Genomic DNA, 16,225 nt, shown 5'->3' with positions numbered 1-16,225 from the left:
ACTCAGTAAGTGCTCTCCTACCTATGGCTAAAATAATCGGCATCATCGTCGTATTCGCGAGCGTGCTCGGCGGATACGTGCTTTCCCACGGCAAGATTGCCGCCCTGATTCAACCCTTCGAGGTGATGATCATCGGTGGCGCGGCCCTTGGTGCATTCCTCCAGGCCAACCCCGGTTACATGACCCTGCACGTGCTCAAGAAGTCCTTGAGCATGTTCGGATCGCGTTTCAATCACGGCTACTATCTTGAAGTGTTGGGGCTGATCTACGAGATCCTCAACAAGAGTCGCCGCGAAGGCATGATGGCCATCGAAGGCGACATTGAAGATGCCGCCGCGAGCCCGATCTTCGCCAAGTACCCGTCAGTGCTCAAAGACGAGCGCATGACCGCGTTCATCTGCGATTACCTGCGCATCATGTCCTCCGGCAACATGGCTCCCCATGAGCTGGAAGGCCTGTTCGACATGGAACTCTACAACCTCAAGGAAGACCTCGAACACCCGTCCCACGCGGTGAACGGCATCGCCGACGCCATGCCCGGTTTCGGTATCGTCGCGGCGGTATTGGGTATCGTGGTGACCATGGCGTCCCTGGGCGAAGGCGACCAGAAGTCCATCGGTCTGCACGTGGGTGCGGCACTGGTCGGTACCTTCTTCGGTATTCTCGCGGCGTACGGTTTCTTCGGTCCGCTGGCCCACTCCCTGGCCCACGATGCCAAGGAAGAGCTGAACGTCTACGAAGCCATCAAGGCCTCGCTGGTGGCTTCGGCTTCCGGCATGCCGCCATCGCTGGCTGTAGAGTTCGGACGCAAGGTTCTGTACCCGGCGCACCGTCCTAGCTTCGCTGAGCTGGAACAAGCGGTTCGCGGTCGCTAAGTCATGGAAAATAATCAGCCGATTATTATCAAGCGCGTCAAGCGCATCGCCGGCGGGCATCACGGGGGCGCCTGGAAAATCGCCTTCGCCGACTTCGCGACGGCGATGATGGCGTTCTTCCTGGTGTTGTGGCTGCTGTCCACCGCGACACCGGAACAGAAACTCGCCATCGCCGGTTACTTCAAAGACCCGATCGGCTTTTCCGAAAGCGGTACGCCGTACATCATCGATCTGGGCGGCACCCCGACCCTGGCGCCGGAAAACACCCTCAACCCCGAGGTGAAATCCCAGCCGCAGCCGGACAAGGTGACGGTCGACGCCGAGCAGGTCGAAGGCATGGCCGAGATGGTGGAGAAGGAACGCCTCGAACTGTTGCTGCAAGAACTGCAGAACAAGGTCGAAGAGAATCCGCAACTGAAGAAATTCAAGGACCAGATTCTGTTCGAAATCACGCCGGACGGTTTGCGCATCCAGATCGTGGACGCCGAAAACCGCCCGATGTTCGACTCCGGCAGTGCGCGCCTGAAACCGTACTTCGAAGACATCCTGCTGGCCATGGCCGACACCATCAAAGCAGTGCCGAACAAGATCAGCATCAGCGGCCACACCGACGCCAAGCCGTACAGTGGCCAGGGTGATTTCGGCAACTGGGAGCTTTCAGCCAACCGTGCCAACGCTGCACGTCGTGCGCTGGTGGCGGGCAGTTATCCGGAGCAGCAGATCGCACGCGTGGTCGGTTATGCCTCGTCGGCATTGTTCGATCGCGAGAACCCGCTCAACCCTGTCAACCGCCGCATCGACATCATCGTGCTGACCAAAAAAGCCCAGCGTGCCATCGAAGGTTCGCAAGGCGCGGAGCCGACTCCGGAGCCGACGCAAGGGCAGGGCGGCCCGGGTGAAGTGCCGGCCGATCCGAATGTATTGCCGGCGGATAAAGAACCGCTGCCGGCGCATGAGCTTCGCGAGCGTTTGAATCTGTTCGATGACCCGGCACCGAAACCGGCTGAACCGCCGAAGCAGTGACCCACAAAAAAGCCGACAGCGATGTCGGCTTTTTTATTTCACGGGTTTGAAGGCCGTGTGAGGTCCCTTGTAGGAGCCAGCTTGCTGGCGATGGCGGCCTGGCTGGCGTGGGTTTTTTGGTGTGTACATATCCATTCCTGCGGTAACGGCCGCCTATGGTTTCGCTCTTACAGCGAGTCACTTTGGAAAAGCCCCAAAGTAACCAAAAGGCTCTTGCCCCTTTCGTTCGGTGGCTCGCTAATGCTCACCATGCCCATCGGCCATCCATGCCGGGTTGCCCACTGCGCAGAACCTGCGCTCGGCCTCTCGAGGGGGCGCTCAGATCAAAAGCGGAAGGCGAGCTAACGCTCGGCCTGATGAGTGGTGAGAAGCGAAAGCAAACGCGATTCCCTGTAGGAGCCGGCTTGCCGGCGATAGCGGTGGGTCAGGCAATAAGTACGTGACTGAACGGACGCAATCGCCGGCAAGCCAGCTCCTACAGGTATTGCGCTCGTCCCGGTGTCGCCAAACTACGTCGAATTTGCAGGCACCAGGACAGCCATGACACTTTGGATGTGCAGGGCTGTGCACCGAAAATGAGAAAGCCGCGAGATGATCACGGCTTTTTTTGTTTCTGCGAGAAGCGGCCTAGTAGCTGCTCTCCGGCAAACTCGCAATGATCGAGCGATAGCTGTTCATCCGTTGCTGCTGCACGCGACCTTCTTCCAGTGCCTTGAGCAATGCGCAACCCGGTTCGCGGTCGTGCTTGCAGTCGCGGAAGCGGCAGGTGCCGATCAGGTCGTTGAACTCGATGAAACCGGCTTCGACGTCGGAGCGGCTGACGTGGCCCAGGCCGAATTCGCGAATACCCGGGGAGTCGATCAACTCACCGCCACCGGGGAAGTGGAACAGCCGCGCGGTCGTGGTGGTGTGGGTGCCCTGGCCGGACAGCTCGGACAACGGGCCGACGCGGGTTTCGACTTCCGGCAGCAGGCTGTTGACCAACGACGACTTGCCGACGCCGGACTGGCCGACGAATACGCTGATGCGTCCGTCCAGTTGTTCCTGAAGTTGCTCCATGCCATTGCCGTGGTGCGCCGACACTTCCAGTACCGGATAACCCAGCGTGCGGTAAACCGCGAGCAAGGCATTCAGCGCCGGGGCGTTCTGCTCGTCGATCAGGTCGAATTTGTTGAGCAGCAGCAACGGCCGGATGCCGGCGTGCTCAGCAGCGACCAGATAGCGGTCGATCAGGTTGGCGTGAGGCTCGGGCAGCGGCGCGAAGACGATGACGATCATGTCGACGTTGGCCGCCACCGGCTTGAGCTGGCCACGACTGTCCGGGCGGCAGAGTTCGGTTTTGCGCGGCAGTTGCGCCACGATCACCCCGATGCCCTGGTTGCCGGCACGCCAGACCACCTGATCACCGGTCACCAGCGCCGGCAGGTTGGCGCGCAAGTGGCAGCGGAACACCTGGCCGGCCAAATCGCCATCGAGGGCTTCGACTTCGACCTGCACACCGAAGTGTGCGATCACCAGGCCGGTCTGTTCCGGACCCAGGTCGCCACCCTCAAGTGCCTCGACAGCCGAGGACTCGCGTTTGGCGGCGCGGGCAGCGCGTTCGCCCTGAATCTTTTCGATGCGCCAGTTTTGACGACGATTGAGTTGGCGTTTGGCCATGGGTGTTCCGTATCAAGAATGCAGCGATTAGGTAAAACGGCCGCGAGTTTAGCACGCCCGGCCACCTCCCTAGGCTAAACTGCGCAGCATTGCCTAGGAGCCGACACATGCAAAACCCGCAGAATCTGATCTGGATCGACCTGGAAATGACCGGTCTGAACCCTGATACCGACGTCATCATCGAGATGGCCACCATCGTCACTGACAGTGATCTGAACACCTTGGCCGAAGGGCCGGTGATCGCGATTCACCACAGCGATGAAATCCTCGCCGGCATGGACGAGTGGAACACCCGTCAACACGGCGGCTCGGGCCTGACCCAGCGCGTGCGCGACAGCCGCATCAGCATGGCCGAAGCGGAAGCCGAGACCATCGCTTTCCTGGAGAAGTGGGTGCCGAAGGGCAAGTCGCCGATCTGTGGCAACAGCATTTGCCAGGATCGCCGCTTCCTTTATACGCACATGAAATCCCTGGAAAGCTTCTTCCACTACCGCAACCTCGACGTCTCGACTCTGAAAGAGTTGGCCGCACGCTGGGCGCCGGACGTGCGCGACAGCTTCAAAAAGGGTAGCACCCACCTGGCGCTGGACGACATCCGCGAATCCATCGCCGAGCTGCAGCACTACCGCAAGCATTTCATCAAATTCTGATTCAGCAGCGCCTGTGCTGACGCTTTCGCGGGCAAGCCTCGCTCCTACAGGGGCGCGTTGTGCCCGTAGGAGCGAGGCTTGCCCGCGAAGGGAGCGACGCGGCCTATCTCCGTGATCGCCCCCTTTTGGTGCTGCACCTAAATGGCTAGACTGCGCGCCTTCCTGCAAGGACCGCCACCATGTTGCTGATGCTTTACCTGATCGCCATCACCGCCGAAGCCATGACCGGCGCACTGTCTGCCGGCCGTCGCGGCATGGACTGGTTTGGCGTGGTGCTGATCGCCTGCATCACGGCGTTGGGCGGCGGTTCGGTGCGCGACGTACTGCTCGGTCACTACCCGCTGACTTGGGTCAAACACCCGGAATACCTGGTGCTGACCTCGGTTGCGGCCATGGTCACTGTTTTCACGGCCCGCTGGATGCGCCACCTGCGCTCACTGTTTCTGGTGCTCGACGCCGTGGGGCTGGTGGCGTTCACCCTGATCGGCTGCATGACCGCGCTGGAAATGGGCCACGGCATGCTGGTGGCCTCGGTCAGCGGCGTGATCACCGGGGTGTTCGGCGGCATCCTGCGCGACATTTTCTGCAACGACATCCCGCTGATCTTCCGCCGCGAACTCTACGCCAGCGTCTCCTTCGCGGCGGCGTGGTGCTACATGCTGTGCATCTATCTGCAACTGCCCGGTGAACAGGCCATTCTCATCACCCTGTTTGGTGGCTTCTTGCTGCGGTTGTTGGCGATTCGTTTTCACTGGGAAATGCCGAAGTTCGTTTATAACGACGAGCAATGAGTGGCAATGCTTACATTCGTCAAGAACGGCACGAATGACCTATAAAGTTGCGGTATATATGTAGCGCTTGTCAGGCGAGTAATTAAATAAGCTGTGGTTTTCCACTGTTTAAATAGGTTACTTGCATGTCTGATTCAGACTCGACAAACGCGCAGCCCGGCGCGCATCAAACGTTGATAATAAAGTCGATTCCCGACTGGTTGATTCGTGCGCCTGCCGAAAGACGCCTGGCATTGAAAAACGCCGGGGTTGTTTTTCCTGACTGGTACCGCTCGGCAACCGCCGCCACTCATGAGACCTTGAAGCAGGCAACTCAACGTAGTTGGGTTTCGCAAACCCGGGTGGACCGCCTGTTTGAAGGCCTTGCCGACGTTCGCGCATTTGCCGAGCCATTGCTGACTCAGGCCCTGAAAAGTCAGTTCGAGATAGAACTGGATGTCAGGAAAACGTACCTGCGACTCTATGTCCCCAAAGATTTACCGGTCCGCTATGAAGTGACGACGATTTCACTTCTGGATGCTGCCTTGCATAACTTCGAAATGAAGGAGACGGCAACGCATTACTTTGACAGCGCTTCATGTTTTATCACTGAGCCCGGTGCGGCCGGGCAGTTCGATGTTCTTCAGATTGATAGTCGCTTGTCTGTCGCGGCATTTGCCTCGCTGTGCCGACAACTTGATATCGGAGGGCGCTATAACCAGCAACTTGAGGCGCTGTTATTACCTGCGGATGCTGCGGCCAGGGCGATGCTGGCAAACAAAGTCATAACCAGTCAGCAGGATCGATTCAGGGTGGCGACACTCCTGGCGCGAATGAAAGGGGACATTGGGCACGCTGAACAGGCGCTGTTGCCGGGCCTGCTCACAGAGCAAAAAATACCGATGCCTGGCGCAACAGCGCTGCGTTTGTATCAACTGAGCCTCCTGGGAACGGCGTTGACCGGCATCGTGCTGTTCTCGGCGGATCCAGAACATTCTCGCGAAGTTGAACCGGTGATTGCCTACATCCCCGATGACCCTGAGCACCCGCTGAAAACCTATGCCTCCACCCGCGAATTCGTGGACGAACTGACCCGGCGATTGCGCTCTACCGATTACCAGCGTTTTTTTGCCCGATTTGTCGCTCACGACCAACGAGGCACTTTTTTCGCCACGTTGCTAAATTTGCTCAACGCCGCAGCCCCCGATGCGCGGCCCAACCTCAGGATGCAAACACAGCGCGTGGGTCCGCAATTGTGGACCTGGCTGTATCAATCCCGGTTGAACCAGATCCTCAATGACGCGCGCGTCATGGCCGTGTCTACCGCAGACGAAGACCGCAAGTCGCGTTGGGAACAATGGGACCGCCTGGAAAAAGTCGCCACCATTGTGCTGGAGGTCGCGGCGCTGGCGGCGATTCCGTTCGTGCCGTTTCTGGGCGAACTGATGTTGGCCTATACCCTGTACCAACTGCTGGACGACACGTTTACCGGCATCCTTGATTGGGCCGAAGGGCAGTTGATCGAAGCGTCGGCGCATTTGCTGTCCATTGCTGAAACGGTCGCCCAGTTGGGCGCGTTTGCCTTGGGCGGCCTGGCCGTCGGCAAACTGCTGTCCGTCACCCCCGGCGCTTTCGTCAACCGCTTGAAAGTCGTTGATTTGGGGGCGGGCCAGCAACGATTGTGGAATCCCGATCTGAGTGCGTATGAGCGTGCGGTGCGCTTGCCAGCCGACTCCCGGGCTGATGCGCTCGGTTTACATCGGCATCAGGGCGCGAGCGTGCTGCTTCTGGATGGGAAAACCTATGAAGTGGTGCCCGAGGCTGACGGGGATGCCTATCGCATTCGCCACCCGGACAGGCCGGATGCCTACAAACCACAACTTGCTCACAACGGCGCAGGAGCGTGGGCGCATGAGGTTGATCGCCCCATGGAGTGGCGGCGCGCACAGCTGTTTCGTCGCCTGGGGCATTCGGTGGCCGAGTTTTCGGATGTCACGGCTGGACGCATTCTGGCGGTGAGCGGCATCGACGAGGCAGTGCTGCGCGACATGCACGTTCATACCCGGCGCCCCCCGGCCTTGCTCGAAGACACCATCCGGCGGTTCAAACTCGATCAGCAGATTCAGGCGTTCATCGCGCAGATGCAAAGCACCGATTCGCAGGTGTATTTGAAAGCCGATCGGCAGATGCAGGTGCAACTGCTGCGAGCTCAGGGCGTCAGCCTGCAGGACAGCCAGCTGCGAAGCGGCGATGTGGTTCGAAGCGTGGTTGAAACACTTGAGGATGCACAGCTGAAAAAACTGCTGGGTGAAAGCCCGGCGTTTGGCGATTCATTGCCAGGAATCGACGTGCGAGCCGCCGGGCTGCGACTCAGAATCGCGGGTTGGGCACAGGAAAGTCGCGCCAGTTTGTTCGAGGCAAGTGAGCACCACTTTGAGCTGAGCAGTGATGAAAACACCCGACAGATACGCCGGATTTTTCCTGATCTGCCCAAAACCATCGCTGAAGAATTATGGCGCCATGCAGCGGCTGCCGATCGCCTTCACATGCAGCACAACCCCGGAATCACCCGGCGAATGGCGCATGAAGCGCTGTTCTATCTACGGGAGGTGCGCCTGAGCAGGGCGTACGAAGGGCTTTATCTGGAGACGAGTGCGAATCCGGACTCCGACAGGTTGGCGCTGCATAGGCTCGAAAGCCTGAACGGCTGGTCGCCAGAGGTGCGCATCGAAGTGCGAGAGGGCAGCATTGACGGTGCGTTGGTGGACAGTATCGGTGGTCCCGAGGCCCCGATCCGCAAAGTCCTGGTCAGACAGGATGGCCAGTACCAAGCCTACGATGGCTTCGGCAAGGAGCTGCACGCATTCGACGATCTCTACGGCGCTGTCCAGCATGCTCTTCCCGATGTTCAGCGCCGGGCGTTGGGTTTGCCTCATGTCGGGCAGGGCGTGGGGCTTCGGCAGGCGGTCAGGCAACAATCACTGATGCCTCGCTCGCAAGCCCGGGCCTTGCTGGGACAGCCGCCTTTGGAGGCGGACGCTCGTTCGCCCATGGGGCTGGCCGTGGGGCGTACCGGCTATCTGTTGGGCGGTGGCGATTTCGTACCGGAGCCGGTGCGCTCCGTAGGGCAGCGGCTTCAAGCGCTGTACCCGACGCTCTCCGAGGAAGAAATGACGACGCTACGCAGCGAGCGATTGATCGGGGAGCAGGTGTTGGCCGTTGCGCGCCTGGAGAATGAGTACGTCACGTTGGTCAATGATTTGGAGATGTGGAGCAATGACGTGCCTCCCCGTCATCCGGCCACGGGATCGATGCTCACAGACAATGAACTCTCTATTCAGCGCCAGGGCAGAAAGCTGTTCGCGCAGGAGTTGCAGGCGAATTGGAGTCGCAGGCTGACGATGGCCAACCGCTACACACCGACCATGCTTGATTACGATCTGGAGATACTCGGTGAGTTACCGGTGTTGTCGGCAGACTTCAGCCATGTTCGTGAGTTGTCTTTGAGCAGCAGCGCCGGGTTGGGCGGGCATTCCTTTCTCGCCAGCTTCCCGGGTGTGCGGTACCTGACATTGTCAGGCTTCGCGCTGGAGACTTTGCCCATGGAAATCTATCAGATGAGGGCACTGGAGACGCTGACCCTTGATGACTGTGCTATCGAACTGAATGAGGCAGCGGTCGAAGGCCTCGCGCATATGGAAGATTTGACGCTTTTACACTTGGACCACAACCCGCTTGGGCTGACCCCCGATGTTCGTTACATGAGCCAGCTGGACAGTCTCTACTTGAAAAACACGGGTTTGATGGAGGTGCCTGCCGGACTGTTCGATCTTGAACAGTTGGCATTCGCCGATCTGAGATTCAATCAGATCACCACATTGCCGGATGAGCTGTTTGAAGTTTCAGATGCTCGAGAGGTTAATTACAACTTGTTGGGTAATCCGTTAAGTGAAGCCTGCAGGTCGCGCATTGAGAGTTATATTGAGAACTCAAGTCTTGATAAAAAGATAATGATTCAATTTGATGGTGCGCTGGGTGAAGAAATCGATTGGCAGGAAGCGCCTGATTCGGACGACAGCGGAGTTGGTGAAGGTGATTCGGACTGAGTCGGCTGTAATACTTTGTAAGTGATTGGTTGGGTGGAAGGTTTCATGTTTAAGTTTGTGGTAATTACTGCATTGAGGCGCTGATTTTTTCTTGTTATTAATCGGTGATACGACCCGTTGAATCGATTAATAACCAGCAAGGAATGCGTCATGAGTAATGTTCAAGGCTTGACTGCTTCGGTAGAAAGTAACAAACCATCCATATCCGGATTATCAAGACTGGAGGTCCGTTTCGAAGCCCCCGGTGTCGAATCAAAAAAAGTGTATGCCAATGGGCGGATGCAAGTTCGCGTCTGGGTGTTCGTCGAAGCGGTAGATGAAAATGGTGATGCAGTTGAAATCGACCTTTCCCCGCTTCAATTCTCCGCAAAGCTGATTCATTTCCACAATGGCCAGCCATTGGAAGGGGAGTCGTATCAAAATCTGCCACTGGCTGGTTGGAATGCCAGTCGTTACGAAAACGGGTACACCCATGACGTGCCCGGAGGCGTTCAATCCGGTAGCGCAGGGAGCATCAGCGGAACACCAGTCGAGTTCTGGGTTTCATCGTCTATCGAAGGACAAGCACAAATCGCCGCCGAAGTGACGGTGCAGGGTAAGGTTTACCGAAGCAATAACACCCTGAATCCGGATGGCCGGAAGATTCCCCGCAGCGTTGTGATTCATGCGGAAAAAAGCCCTGTTTATGGCGTAGAGCAATTTACGTGGCAGTCGCATGAAATGCGCGGGTCGTTTGAGGGTGATCTATTGTTTCGATACCACTTGGGGCTGTATCCAGGTGGCAAGCAAGTAAAGTTACGGCGTTGGGAAAGTCGTCAGTACGAAGTCGGCGGCACCTACCCTGTTTTATTCTGTGACACGGGATTGATTCTGGGGCGGGATGCGCCGAGGTCCTTCGTGGGTGTCATTGCTCCTTCTCGGGCAACAGAGTTGGATGTCTATGTTTCTGAGTGGCGAAAGGTTGAAGTAAACCAGCGTTCGGGGGAGTTGACAGTTATAAAAGGTGTGCCTCCGCAGTATGTTTACACTAATCAAGTGAGAGTTGAACCTTTTCACTTTGTCGCTTTCGATGAGTTCGGTAATACGCACAATCTGTCGATTGAAATCGATATTCCTAATGATGAGTTTGTGTTGAGAAGAGGCTGAGAATCAATTGGGTCAAAGCTTTGATCAAGACATGTGCGTAGCTGATGTGCTGCGTGATGATTCAATATTCATGAGTTTTAGGGGTATCTGATAATGACAGTCAGTGAAGTGGCGAACGTCTATTCCAATGCGTTTAATTTTGATGAGTTTCTCTCCGGCGGGGTCGACCCCCGTACCGGTATTTACACCTGTTCGTTGATGTTGGGTGACATCAAGTCCGCAGACTTGAACGGTCCTTCTTTGCCAATCAGCTTGTCCTACAGCCCACTCAACAGTATCGACAGCGGTTTCGGCAGCGGTTGGTCGATGGCAATGACCCGTTACGACGCGGGCAATGAAATACTCGGTTTGTCCGGTGACGGAAGTTTCAAGACGAAGCAGACAGCCGCCCACCTGGTCTTCGATGAGTTGAAACTTGAGACGCTCAAGGTTGAACGGTCTGGGCCAGGGCGTTTTGACGTCATCCATAAAAATGGTGTGCGTGAAGAGCTGAAGATCTTTGAGGGCAGCGATGTAGCGGTGCCGATGAGGATCGTTGGCGCCAATGGCGCTGCCATCACGCTCGACTACACCGCCATCAACGGGCAACCGGCGCTGGTGGCTGTGAAGGACACACAACGTACGTTGCTGAGCATTTCCCGTACCAGGGGCAAGGTTACGCTGACGCAATACCCCGGCACCGAATGTGAAGCCAGCTTTGTGTTGTCGCTCGCTAACAACGCGGTGGCTTCCATTGATTTGCCCGTAGGCGGGTCCTGGTTTCTGACCTATGAGCCTTTCGGCAATCTCCAGTGCCTGACCCAGGTCGATTCGCCGCTAGGAGCGCGAGAGATAATCGGGTATCAGGAAGCGGGGCATCAATTCCCGCCCGGTTCGCCGATTCGCTCCATGCCTTATGTGATCTCCCACACCGTGTACCCACGGCAGAATCAGCCCGCGATCACAAAAAATTATGAGTTCTCGCAGAAAAATTTTCAGGGCTTCGATGACGACGGCAGGCGATGGTCCCCGGACGGTGACACGCTCTACAGGAGCTCGTCGGGCTATTTGTATTCTTCGACCGAAAAACTGATGGCGGGCACAAAGGTCCACAGCTCCACGGTGCGCACCTACAACAAATATCATCTGCTGGTTTCGCAGGTGACAACCTGTCAGCAGATGATCACCACCCGGTCCACGGTGTACCACATCGATTCGAGCAAGAGCTTTCTCGAGCAACCTGCGCAGTTTCGATTGCCCAAAGTCCAGACGTTACGCTACGAAAACCGCACCGCCGGGACATCGCGCGAAGAGCTTACCCACACCGAATTCGATGGGGCAGGCAACCTGCTCAAACAGGTCGGACCAGATGGCGTCACGACCCTGTCCGAATTTTATCCCGCTGCCGGAGCGGAGGGATGCCCTGCCGACCCATTGGGATTTGTCCGGTTCGAGAAGCAGAGAACCATCATCCCGGCATCACAAGCATCGGATAAACCAAGCGCCGCCTCGACGGTGATGCGTTATCGCTATGCCTTGCACGCCTCGTTGCAAGGTTCGCCGGTGACCGCCGTGCTGCCTGTCGAGGAGAGCTTTTATGAGCTGAGCGCAGACGCTGAAATTCTGCGTTCGAAAACACAACGGGTTTACGTCAATCAGCCTCATGACCGGCTGCGCCATGGCTTGCTGCAAAAACAAACCGTCACGCAGAACGCCTTGGCGACGGTTACCGAGTTTTCCTATGTGCTCGACAACAACCGGCTTGAAATTCAGAGCACCCTCAAGGGTTTCGATGGCACCGTCAAAACCGCGGCTCAGACACTCTCATCGCTCAACGGCATGAAGCTGGGCGAGCGCGGCGAAGACCAGGGAGCGGTTGCCTACACGTTCGACGCCATTGGCCGGCCCCTGAGCGAAACGTTTTCGCCGGGCACGGCCAACGCCGCCACCCGCCGCATGGTTTATCAGGCGGCCAGCAATAAAGCACCGGCGACGATGCTCACGACGGATGTGGCCGGCGTTCAGCAAAAAGTCGTGTACGACGGCCTCGGGCGCGTCGTCGCAGTCGAAGAGCAGGATTGCGATAACCCGGACGAAGCGGCCAGGACCCAGTTGCTCGTTATCTATACAGCGCGCCACGATGCGCTGGGCCAGTTAGTGGAACAAACGCATTCTGACTGGTGGGATGGGGTTGCGAGGCCGGTCAAGACCGGGTTTGTCTACGATGGCTGGGGACAGGTCAAGACCACGCTTCACGCTGACGGGCGCAAGGAGCATTGCACAATCGACCCTGTGGCCCGCACTGAAACCCGCTGGCTTGAGGGCATGGGCAAGTCTGTCACCGGCCTCAATGTTTTCGGCAAGCCTGATCATATCGAGTCGTTCAATATTGCGGGTGAAACCCAAGGCGCAATCGTTCATGGCTATGACGGCATCGGCCGAGCCATCAGCCAGACCGATCCTGTCGGCAACACCACCACCTATGAGTACGACGTGTTTAATCGGTTGCGGCGCAGCGTCTTGCCCGACGGGAACACCGTGCAGACCGACTACGCGCTGCACAGCCAGGCGTCGCTTGCCACTGAAGTGAAAGTGGCGGACCAAAGTCTTGGGCGGCAGACATTCGATGGCTTGGGCCGCTTGAGCGAAAGCACCGTGGGTGGACGCGCGTTCACTGCGGGCTACGCGGCAGGATTCACGCAACCGATCTGGCAGAAAAGCGCCAGCGATGAAAAAGTCGAGTTCGTTTATGCGCGCGATTTCGGCGGGCGCGTGACGCAACGCAAGGCGACCGGACTGGACGCCGAATTTACCTACAATCCGCTGCACGGTCAGTTAGCCAGTTGTGTCGAGCAGGGGCGGGAAGCGCGTTTCGAATATCACCCTTCCGGACGCCTGAAAAGTGAAACCACTGCGCACGCGGGCGTGGACCGGACGGCGTCGTACACGTACACGTTCGGTGGTCGGCCACTGACTTGCGTCGATGTGCTCGGTCAGGCACACAAGACGGGGTACGACGAATGGGGGCGGGCAAAGTCGTTTGAGCAGAATTCGCTCAAGGCCGATTTCATCTACAACGCCGTGGGCCTGCTGGAGCGGGTCGACTCGCAGGATACGCAGGCCAAGCGTTCCATGACGACCCGCCTGGTCTACGACGATCAGGGGCGAGAAATTTCGCGCAGCTTTGAGGTCAAGGGCGCTGCTACTCAGACCCTGAAATCGAGTTACGACCTCGCTGGCAAGCTGACGCAGAAGGTACTGGGCATCGGTGAAGACGTTCTGCGCGACGAACGCTTCGACTACGACATCCGAGGTCGATTGGGCCACTACACCTGTAGCGGAACGCTGCGGCCACGCGATCCTTTCGGCAAAGACATTATCAAGCAGACCTACGTTTACGATGCGCTGGATAACATCGTCAGCCTGCAAAACGATTTTCCCGGTGGCAGCAACACCACGACCTTCACCTACAGCGCTGTCGATCCCACGCAACTGATCGAGGTTCAGCACTCTCACGCGGATTATCCGCCGCCGGTTACGCTGCAATATGACGCCAACGGCCAGATGATCCAGGACGATCAGGCTCGTACGCTGAGCTACGACGCACTGGGGCGATTGACGCAAATCGCTGCGGCATCCGGGGCGGTGATGCGCGGCTATCACTACGATGCGCGCGATCGCCTGGTCGAGCTGTCACAACCCGGCGGGCCGGGTGCCCAGCGCTTCTACCATGACGGGCGGGTGATCAACGAGATCAGCGGTGCTGACCGTCGTACCTGTGGGCGCCAGTCCGGTTTATTGCTGGGGGAACAGCAGCAGGGCGCGGCCACCGGATTGACGCTGTTTGGCACAGACCTGCAGCAAAGCGTTTTGATCGCCGAGTCCGGTGCACAGCGCGACGAAGTTGCCTACAGCCCCTACGGATATCGTCCTGCCGAAGGCGGGATATTCAGCCAGGCAGGATTCAGCGGTGAGCAGCTTGATCCGTTGACCGGGCTCTATTTGCTGGGCAATGGTTACCGGGCCTACAGCCCGACGTTGATGCGTTTCCTCAGTCCGGACAGCTTGAGCCCGTTTGGCGCGGGTGGATTGAACCCATACGCTTACTGCCTGGGCGATCCGATCAATCGGGTTGATCCGACCGGGCATGTTTCCTGGCAATCTGCCTTGGGCGTTGGCCTTTCGTTGTTCAGTATCGCGACAAGCATCCTGACCTTTGGCGCAACCACGCCGCTGGCGGTCGCGAGCCTGACGTTGGCGCTGGCTTCCGGGATCGCCGGCATTGCGAGTGAGATTGCCCATGAAGTGATGCCGCAATCAGAGCTGGGGGACGTCCTCGGCTACGTGAGCCTGGGGTTGGGGTTGGCGTCTTTTGCGGCTGGGGCAGGGGCGGCCGCTCAGGGCGCCGGCAAGGTTGCGGGAGCGTTCCGGTCAGGTTTGAGCGGAGATGCGCGAGGGGCGGCCAAGGCGATGGCCAGCGGGACGGGCGGAAGTCGCTCTGGAGCCGGATCATCCCCCCCGCCTGCGGGAGCAGCGTCTTTAAGATGGAAGATCAAGTTTTACAACTCACAGCGCGGCGTTCCTGGTTTTGACACGCTGACAGACGACGGCAAGAAGAAATACTTTTTGTTCAAGAACGCTATTAATGATGAGGGGATATCGCCGGTCGAGGCAGCAGCGCGGCTAGGCAGCAGTACTTTCTATAACGAAATGGTGCCGTTTAGATCCCCAAACGCCAGACAGCTTCTCGAGCCGGGATACTTCAATTTCACCGGCGAAACCGAGATCAGGCTTAGTGGGGCCAAACGTCTGTTTTTTTACGCAAATAGAGACAAGCGATGGGTGACATTGTATTGGATCGGCCATACAAAAAAAGGAAGTTGAGGCCGAGGTGAGCATACGCGTCGTGAGTGGGTGGCGAGATCAGGCGTTGCGCAGTTCATGCTGACGCAATGCCCACTCCACATGCTCTCTCACCAACTCCGACGGGTATTCCCGTCGCGCCTTCAATGCTTCCAGTACCGGAATCGTTGAAGGCGCATTCCCCAAACCCACCGCCAGATTCCGCAACCAGCGCTCATAACCCGCCCGACGCAGCGGCGAGCCTTCGGTGCTGCTCAGAAACCGGTCTTCATCCCACATGAACAGCTCCGCCAGTTCAGCGTTGTCGAGGTTGTGCCGTGGCTTGAAGTCGCTTTCGCCGGACGGACGGGCAAAACGGTTCCACGGGCAGACGATCTGGCAGTCATCGCAGCCGAACACCCGATTGCCGATCAATGGCCGCAGATCCTCGGGGATCGCGCTTTTCAGTTCGATGGTCAGGTAGGAAATGCAGCGCCGGGCGTCTAGGACATAAGGGCCAACAAAGGCGTTGGTCGGGCAGATGTCGAGGCACGCGGTGCAGCGGCCGCAATGTTCGGTGGCGTGCGGTGGGTCTTCCGGCAGCGGCAGATCGACAAAGAGCTCACTGAGAAAGAAGTAACTGCCGGCCTTGCGATTCAAGACCAGCGTGTTTTTGCCGATCCATCCAAGGCCGGCCTTTTCTGCGATGGCTTTTTCCAGCACCGGTGCGCTGTCGACAAATGCGCGGTAGCCGAACGGGCCGATGACCGCCTGAATCTTTTCTGCCAGTTGTTGCACGCGTTTACGGATCAACTTGTGGTAATCGCGGCCCAAGGCATAACGCGACACGTAGGCTTTTTCCGGCTGAGCCAGCAATTGCGCCATTTGGGTATCGCCCGGCAGGTAATCCATGCGCAGGGACACCACCCGAAGCGTGCCGGGCACCAGCTCTTCCGGGTGTGAGCGTTTGCTGCCATGGGCGCCCATGTAGTCCATTTCGCCGTGGTAGCCGGCTTCGAGCCAGCGCGCCAGGTGCTGCTCATGCTCGGCCAGATCCAGGCCGCTGATGCCGACTTGCTGAAAGCCCAGCTCGCGGCCCCAGTCCTTGATGGATTGGGCGAGGGCGGGCAGGTCTGTGGTAATAGCGGGCATGAGGCGAGAGAAACCGGAGCTGA

The 16,225-nt window shown here is 58.1% G+C and carries 9 protein-coding genes; 7 read left to right on the top strand and 2 right to left on the bottom strand.

The window, feature by feature from the left end:
* Positions 1-23 precede the first annotated feature (23 nt).
* A complete protein-coding gene (gene motA / locus IB246_RS08840; RefSeq protein WP_008027935.1) occupies positions 24-875 on the top strand; it encodes a flagellar motor stator protein MotA in 852 nt (283 codons plus the stop codon).
* A gap of 3 nt (positions 876-878) precedes the next feature.
* The gene (gene motB, locus IB246_RS08835) at positions 879-1,898 is read left to right on the top strand and encodes a flagellar motor protein MotB (protein WP_008040420.1); all 1,020 of its coding nucleotides are present in this window, start codon (positions 879-881) and stop codon (positions 1,896-1,898) included.
* 627 nt (positions 1,899-2,525) lie between these two features.
* Here motB and rsgA read toward each other — a convergent pair.
* Complete coding sequence (gene rsgA, locus IB246_RS08830; protein ID WP_008035286.1) at positions 2,526-3,557, bottom strand: small ribosomal subunit biogenesis GTPase RsgA; 1,032 nt, start codon at positions 3,555-3,557, stop codon at positions 2,526-2,528.
* A 107-nt stretch (positions 3,558-3,664) separates the two neighbouring features.
* Between rsgA and orn the strand changes: the two genes are divergently transcribed.
* The 5 genes from orn to IB246_RS08805 all read left to right on the top strand — a co-directional run bounded on the left by orn (position 3,665) and on the right by IB246_RS08805 (position 15,092).
* On the top strand, positions 3,665-4,207 hold the full coding sequence (gene orn / locus IB246_RS08825; protein WP_008035288.1) for an oligoribonuclease: 543 nt from the start codon (positions 3,665-3,667) through the stop codon (positions 4,205-4,207).
* A 179-nt stretch (positions 4,208-4,386) separates the two neighbouring features.
* Positions 4,387-4,998 carry a trimeric intracellular cation channel family protein gene (locus IB246_RS08820; RefSeq protein ID WP_008035291.1) on the top strand — a complete coding sequence of 204 codons (612 nt, stop codon included), beginning with the start codon at positions 4,387-4,389 and terminating at the stop codon, positions 4,996-4,998.
* A 125-nt stretch (positions 4,999-5,123) separates the two neighbouring features.
* Positions 5,124-9,083 carry a dermonecrotic toxin domain-containing protein gene (locus tag IB246_RS08815; protein WP_008043112.1) on the top strand — a complete coding sequence of 1,320 codons (3,960 nt, stop codon included), beginning with the start codon at positions 5,124-5,126 and terminating at the stop codon, positions 9,081-9,083.
* Between the two features lie 150 nt (positions 9,084-9,233).
* Entirely contained in the window at positions 9,234-10,229 is a 996-nt protein-coding gene (locus tag IB246_RS08810) for a hypothetical protein (protein ID WP_008043114.1), read from the top strand.
* Positions 10,230-10,322: 93 nt separating this feature from the next.
* Complete coding sequence (locus IB246_RS08805; protein ID WP_008043116.1) at positions 10,323-15,092, top strand: RHS repeat domain-containing protein; 4,770 nt, start codon at positions 10,323-10,325, stop codon at positions 15,090-15,092.
* 39 nt (positions 15,093-15,131) lie between these two features.
* Here the strand turns inward: IB246_RS08805 and queG are convergent, their stop codons facing one another.
* Positions 15,132-16,202: a tRNA epoxyqueuosine(34) reductase QueG gene (gene queG, locus IB246_RS08800; protein ID WP_008043118.1), complete on the bottom strand. Its 1,071-nt coding sequence runs from the start codon at positions 16,200-16,202 to the stop codon at positions 15,132-15,134.
* Between the last annotated feature and the right edge of the window lie 23 nt (positions 16,203-16,225).

It is taken from the genome of Pseudomonas sp. PDM01 (assembly GCF_014852325.1).
Lineage (GTDB): Bacteria > Pseudomonadota > Gammaproteobacteria > Pseudomonadales > Pseudomonadaceae > Aquipseudomonas > Aquipseudomonas migulae.
This window is presented reverse-complemented; position numbering and strand designations above follow the sequence as displayed.

Coding starts and splice junctions, on each gene's coding strand:
- IB246_RS08805 (WP_008043116.1), top strand. CDS start 10,323: ATGACAGTCAGTGAAGTGGCGAACGTCTATTCCAATGCGTTTAATTTT.
- IB246_RS08820 (WP_008035291.1), top strand. CDS start 4,387: ATGTTGCTGATGCTTTACCTGATCGCCATCACCGCCGAAGCCATGACC.
- motA (WP_008027935.1), top strand. CDS start 24: ATGGCTAAAATAATCGGCATCATCGTCGTATTCGCGAGCGTGCTCGGC.
- orn (WP_008035288.1), top strand. CDS start 3,665: ATGCAAAACCCGCAGAATCTGATCTGGATCGACCTGGAAATGACCGGT.
- rsgA (WP_008035286.1), bottom strand. CDS start 3,557: ATGGCCAAACGCCAACTCAATCGTCGTCAAAACTGGCGCATCGAAAAG.
- IB246_RS08815 (WP_008043112.1), top strand. CDS start 5,124: ATGTCTGATTCAGACTCGACAAACGCGCAGCCCGGCGCGCATCAAACG.
- motB (WP_008040420.1), top strand. CDS start 879: ATGGAAAATAATCAGCCGATTATTATCAAGCGCGTCAAGCGCATCGCC.
- IB246_RS08810 (WP_008043114.1), top strand. CDS start 9,234: ATGAGTAATGTTCAAGGCTTGACTGCTTCGGTAGAAAGTAACAAACCA.
- queG (WP_008043118.1), bottom strand. CDS start 16,202: ATGCCCGCTATTACCACAGACCTGCCCGCCCTCGCCCAATCCATCAAG.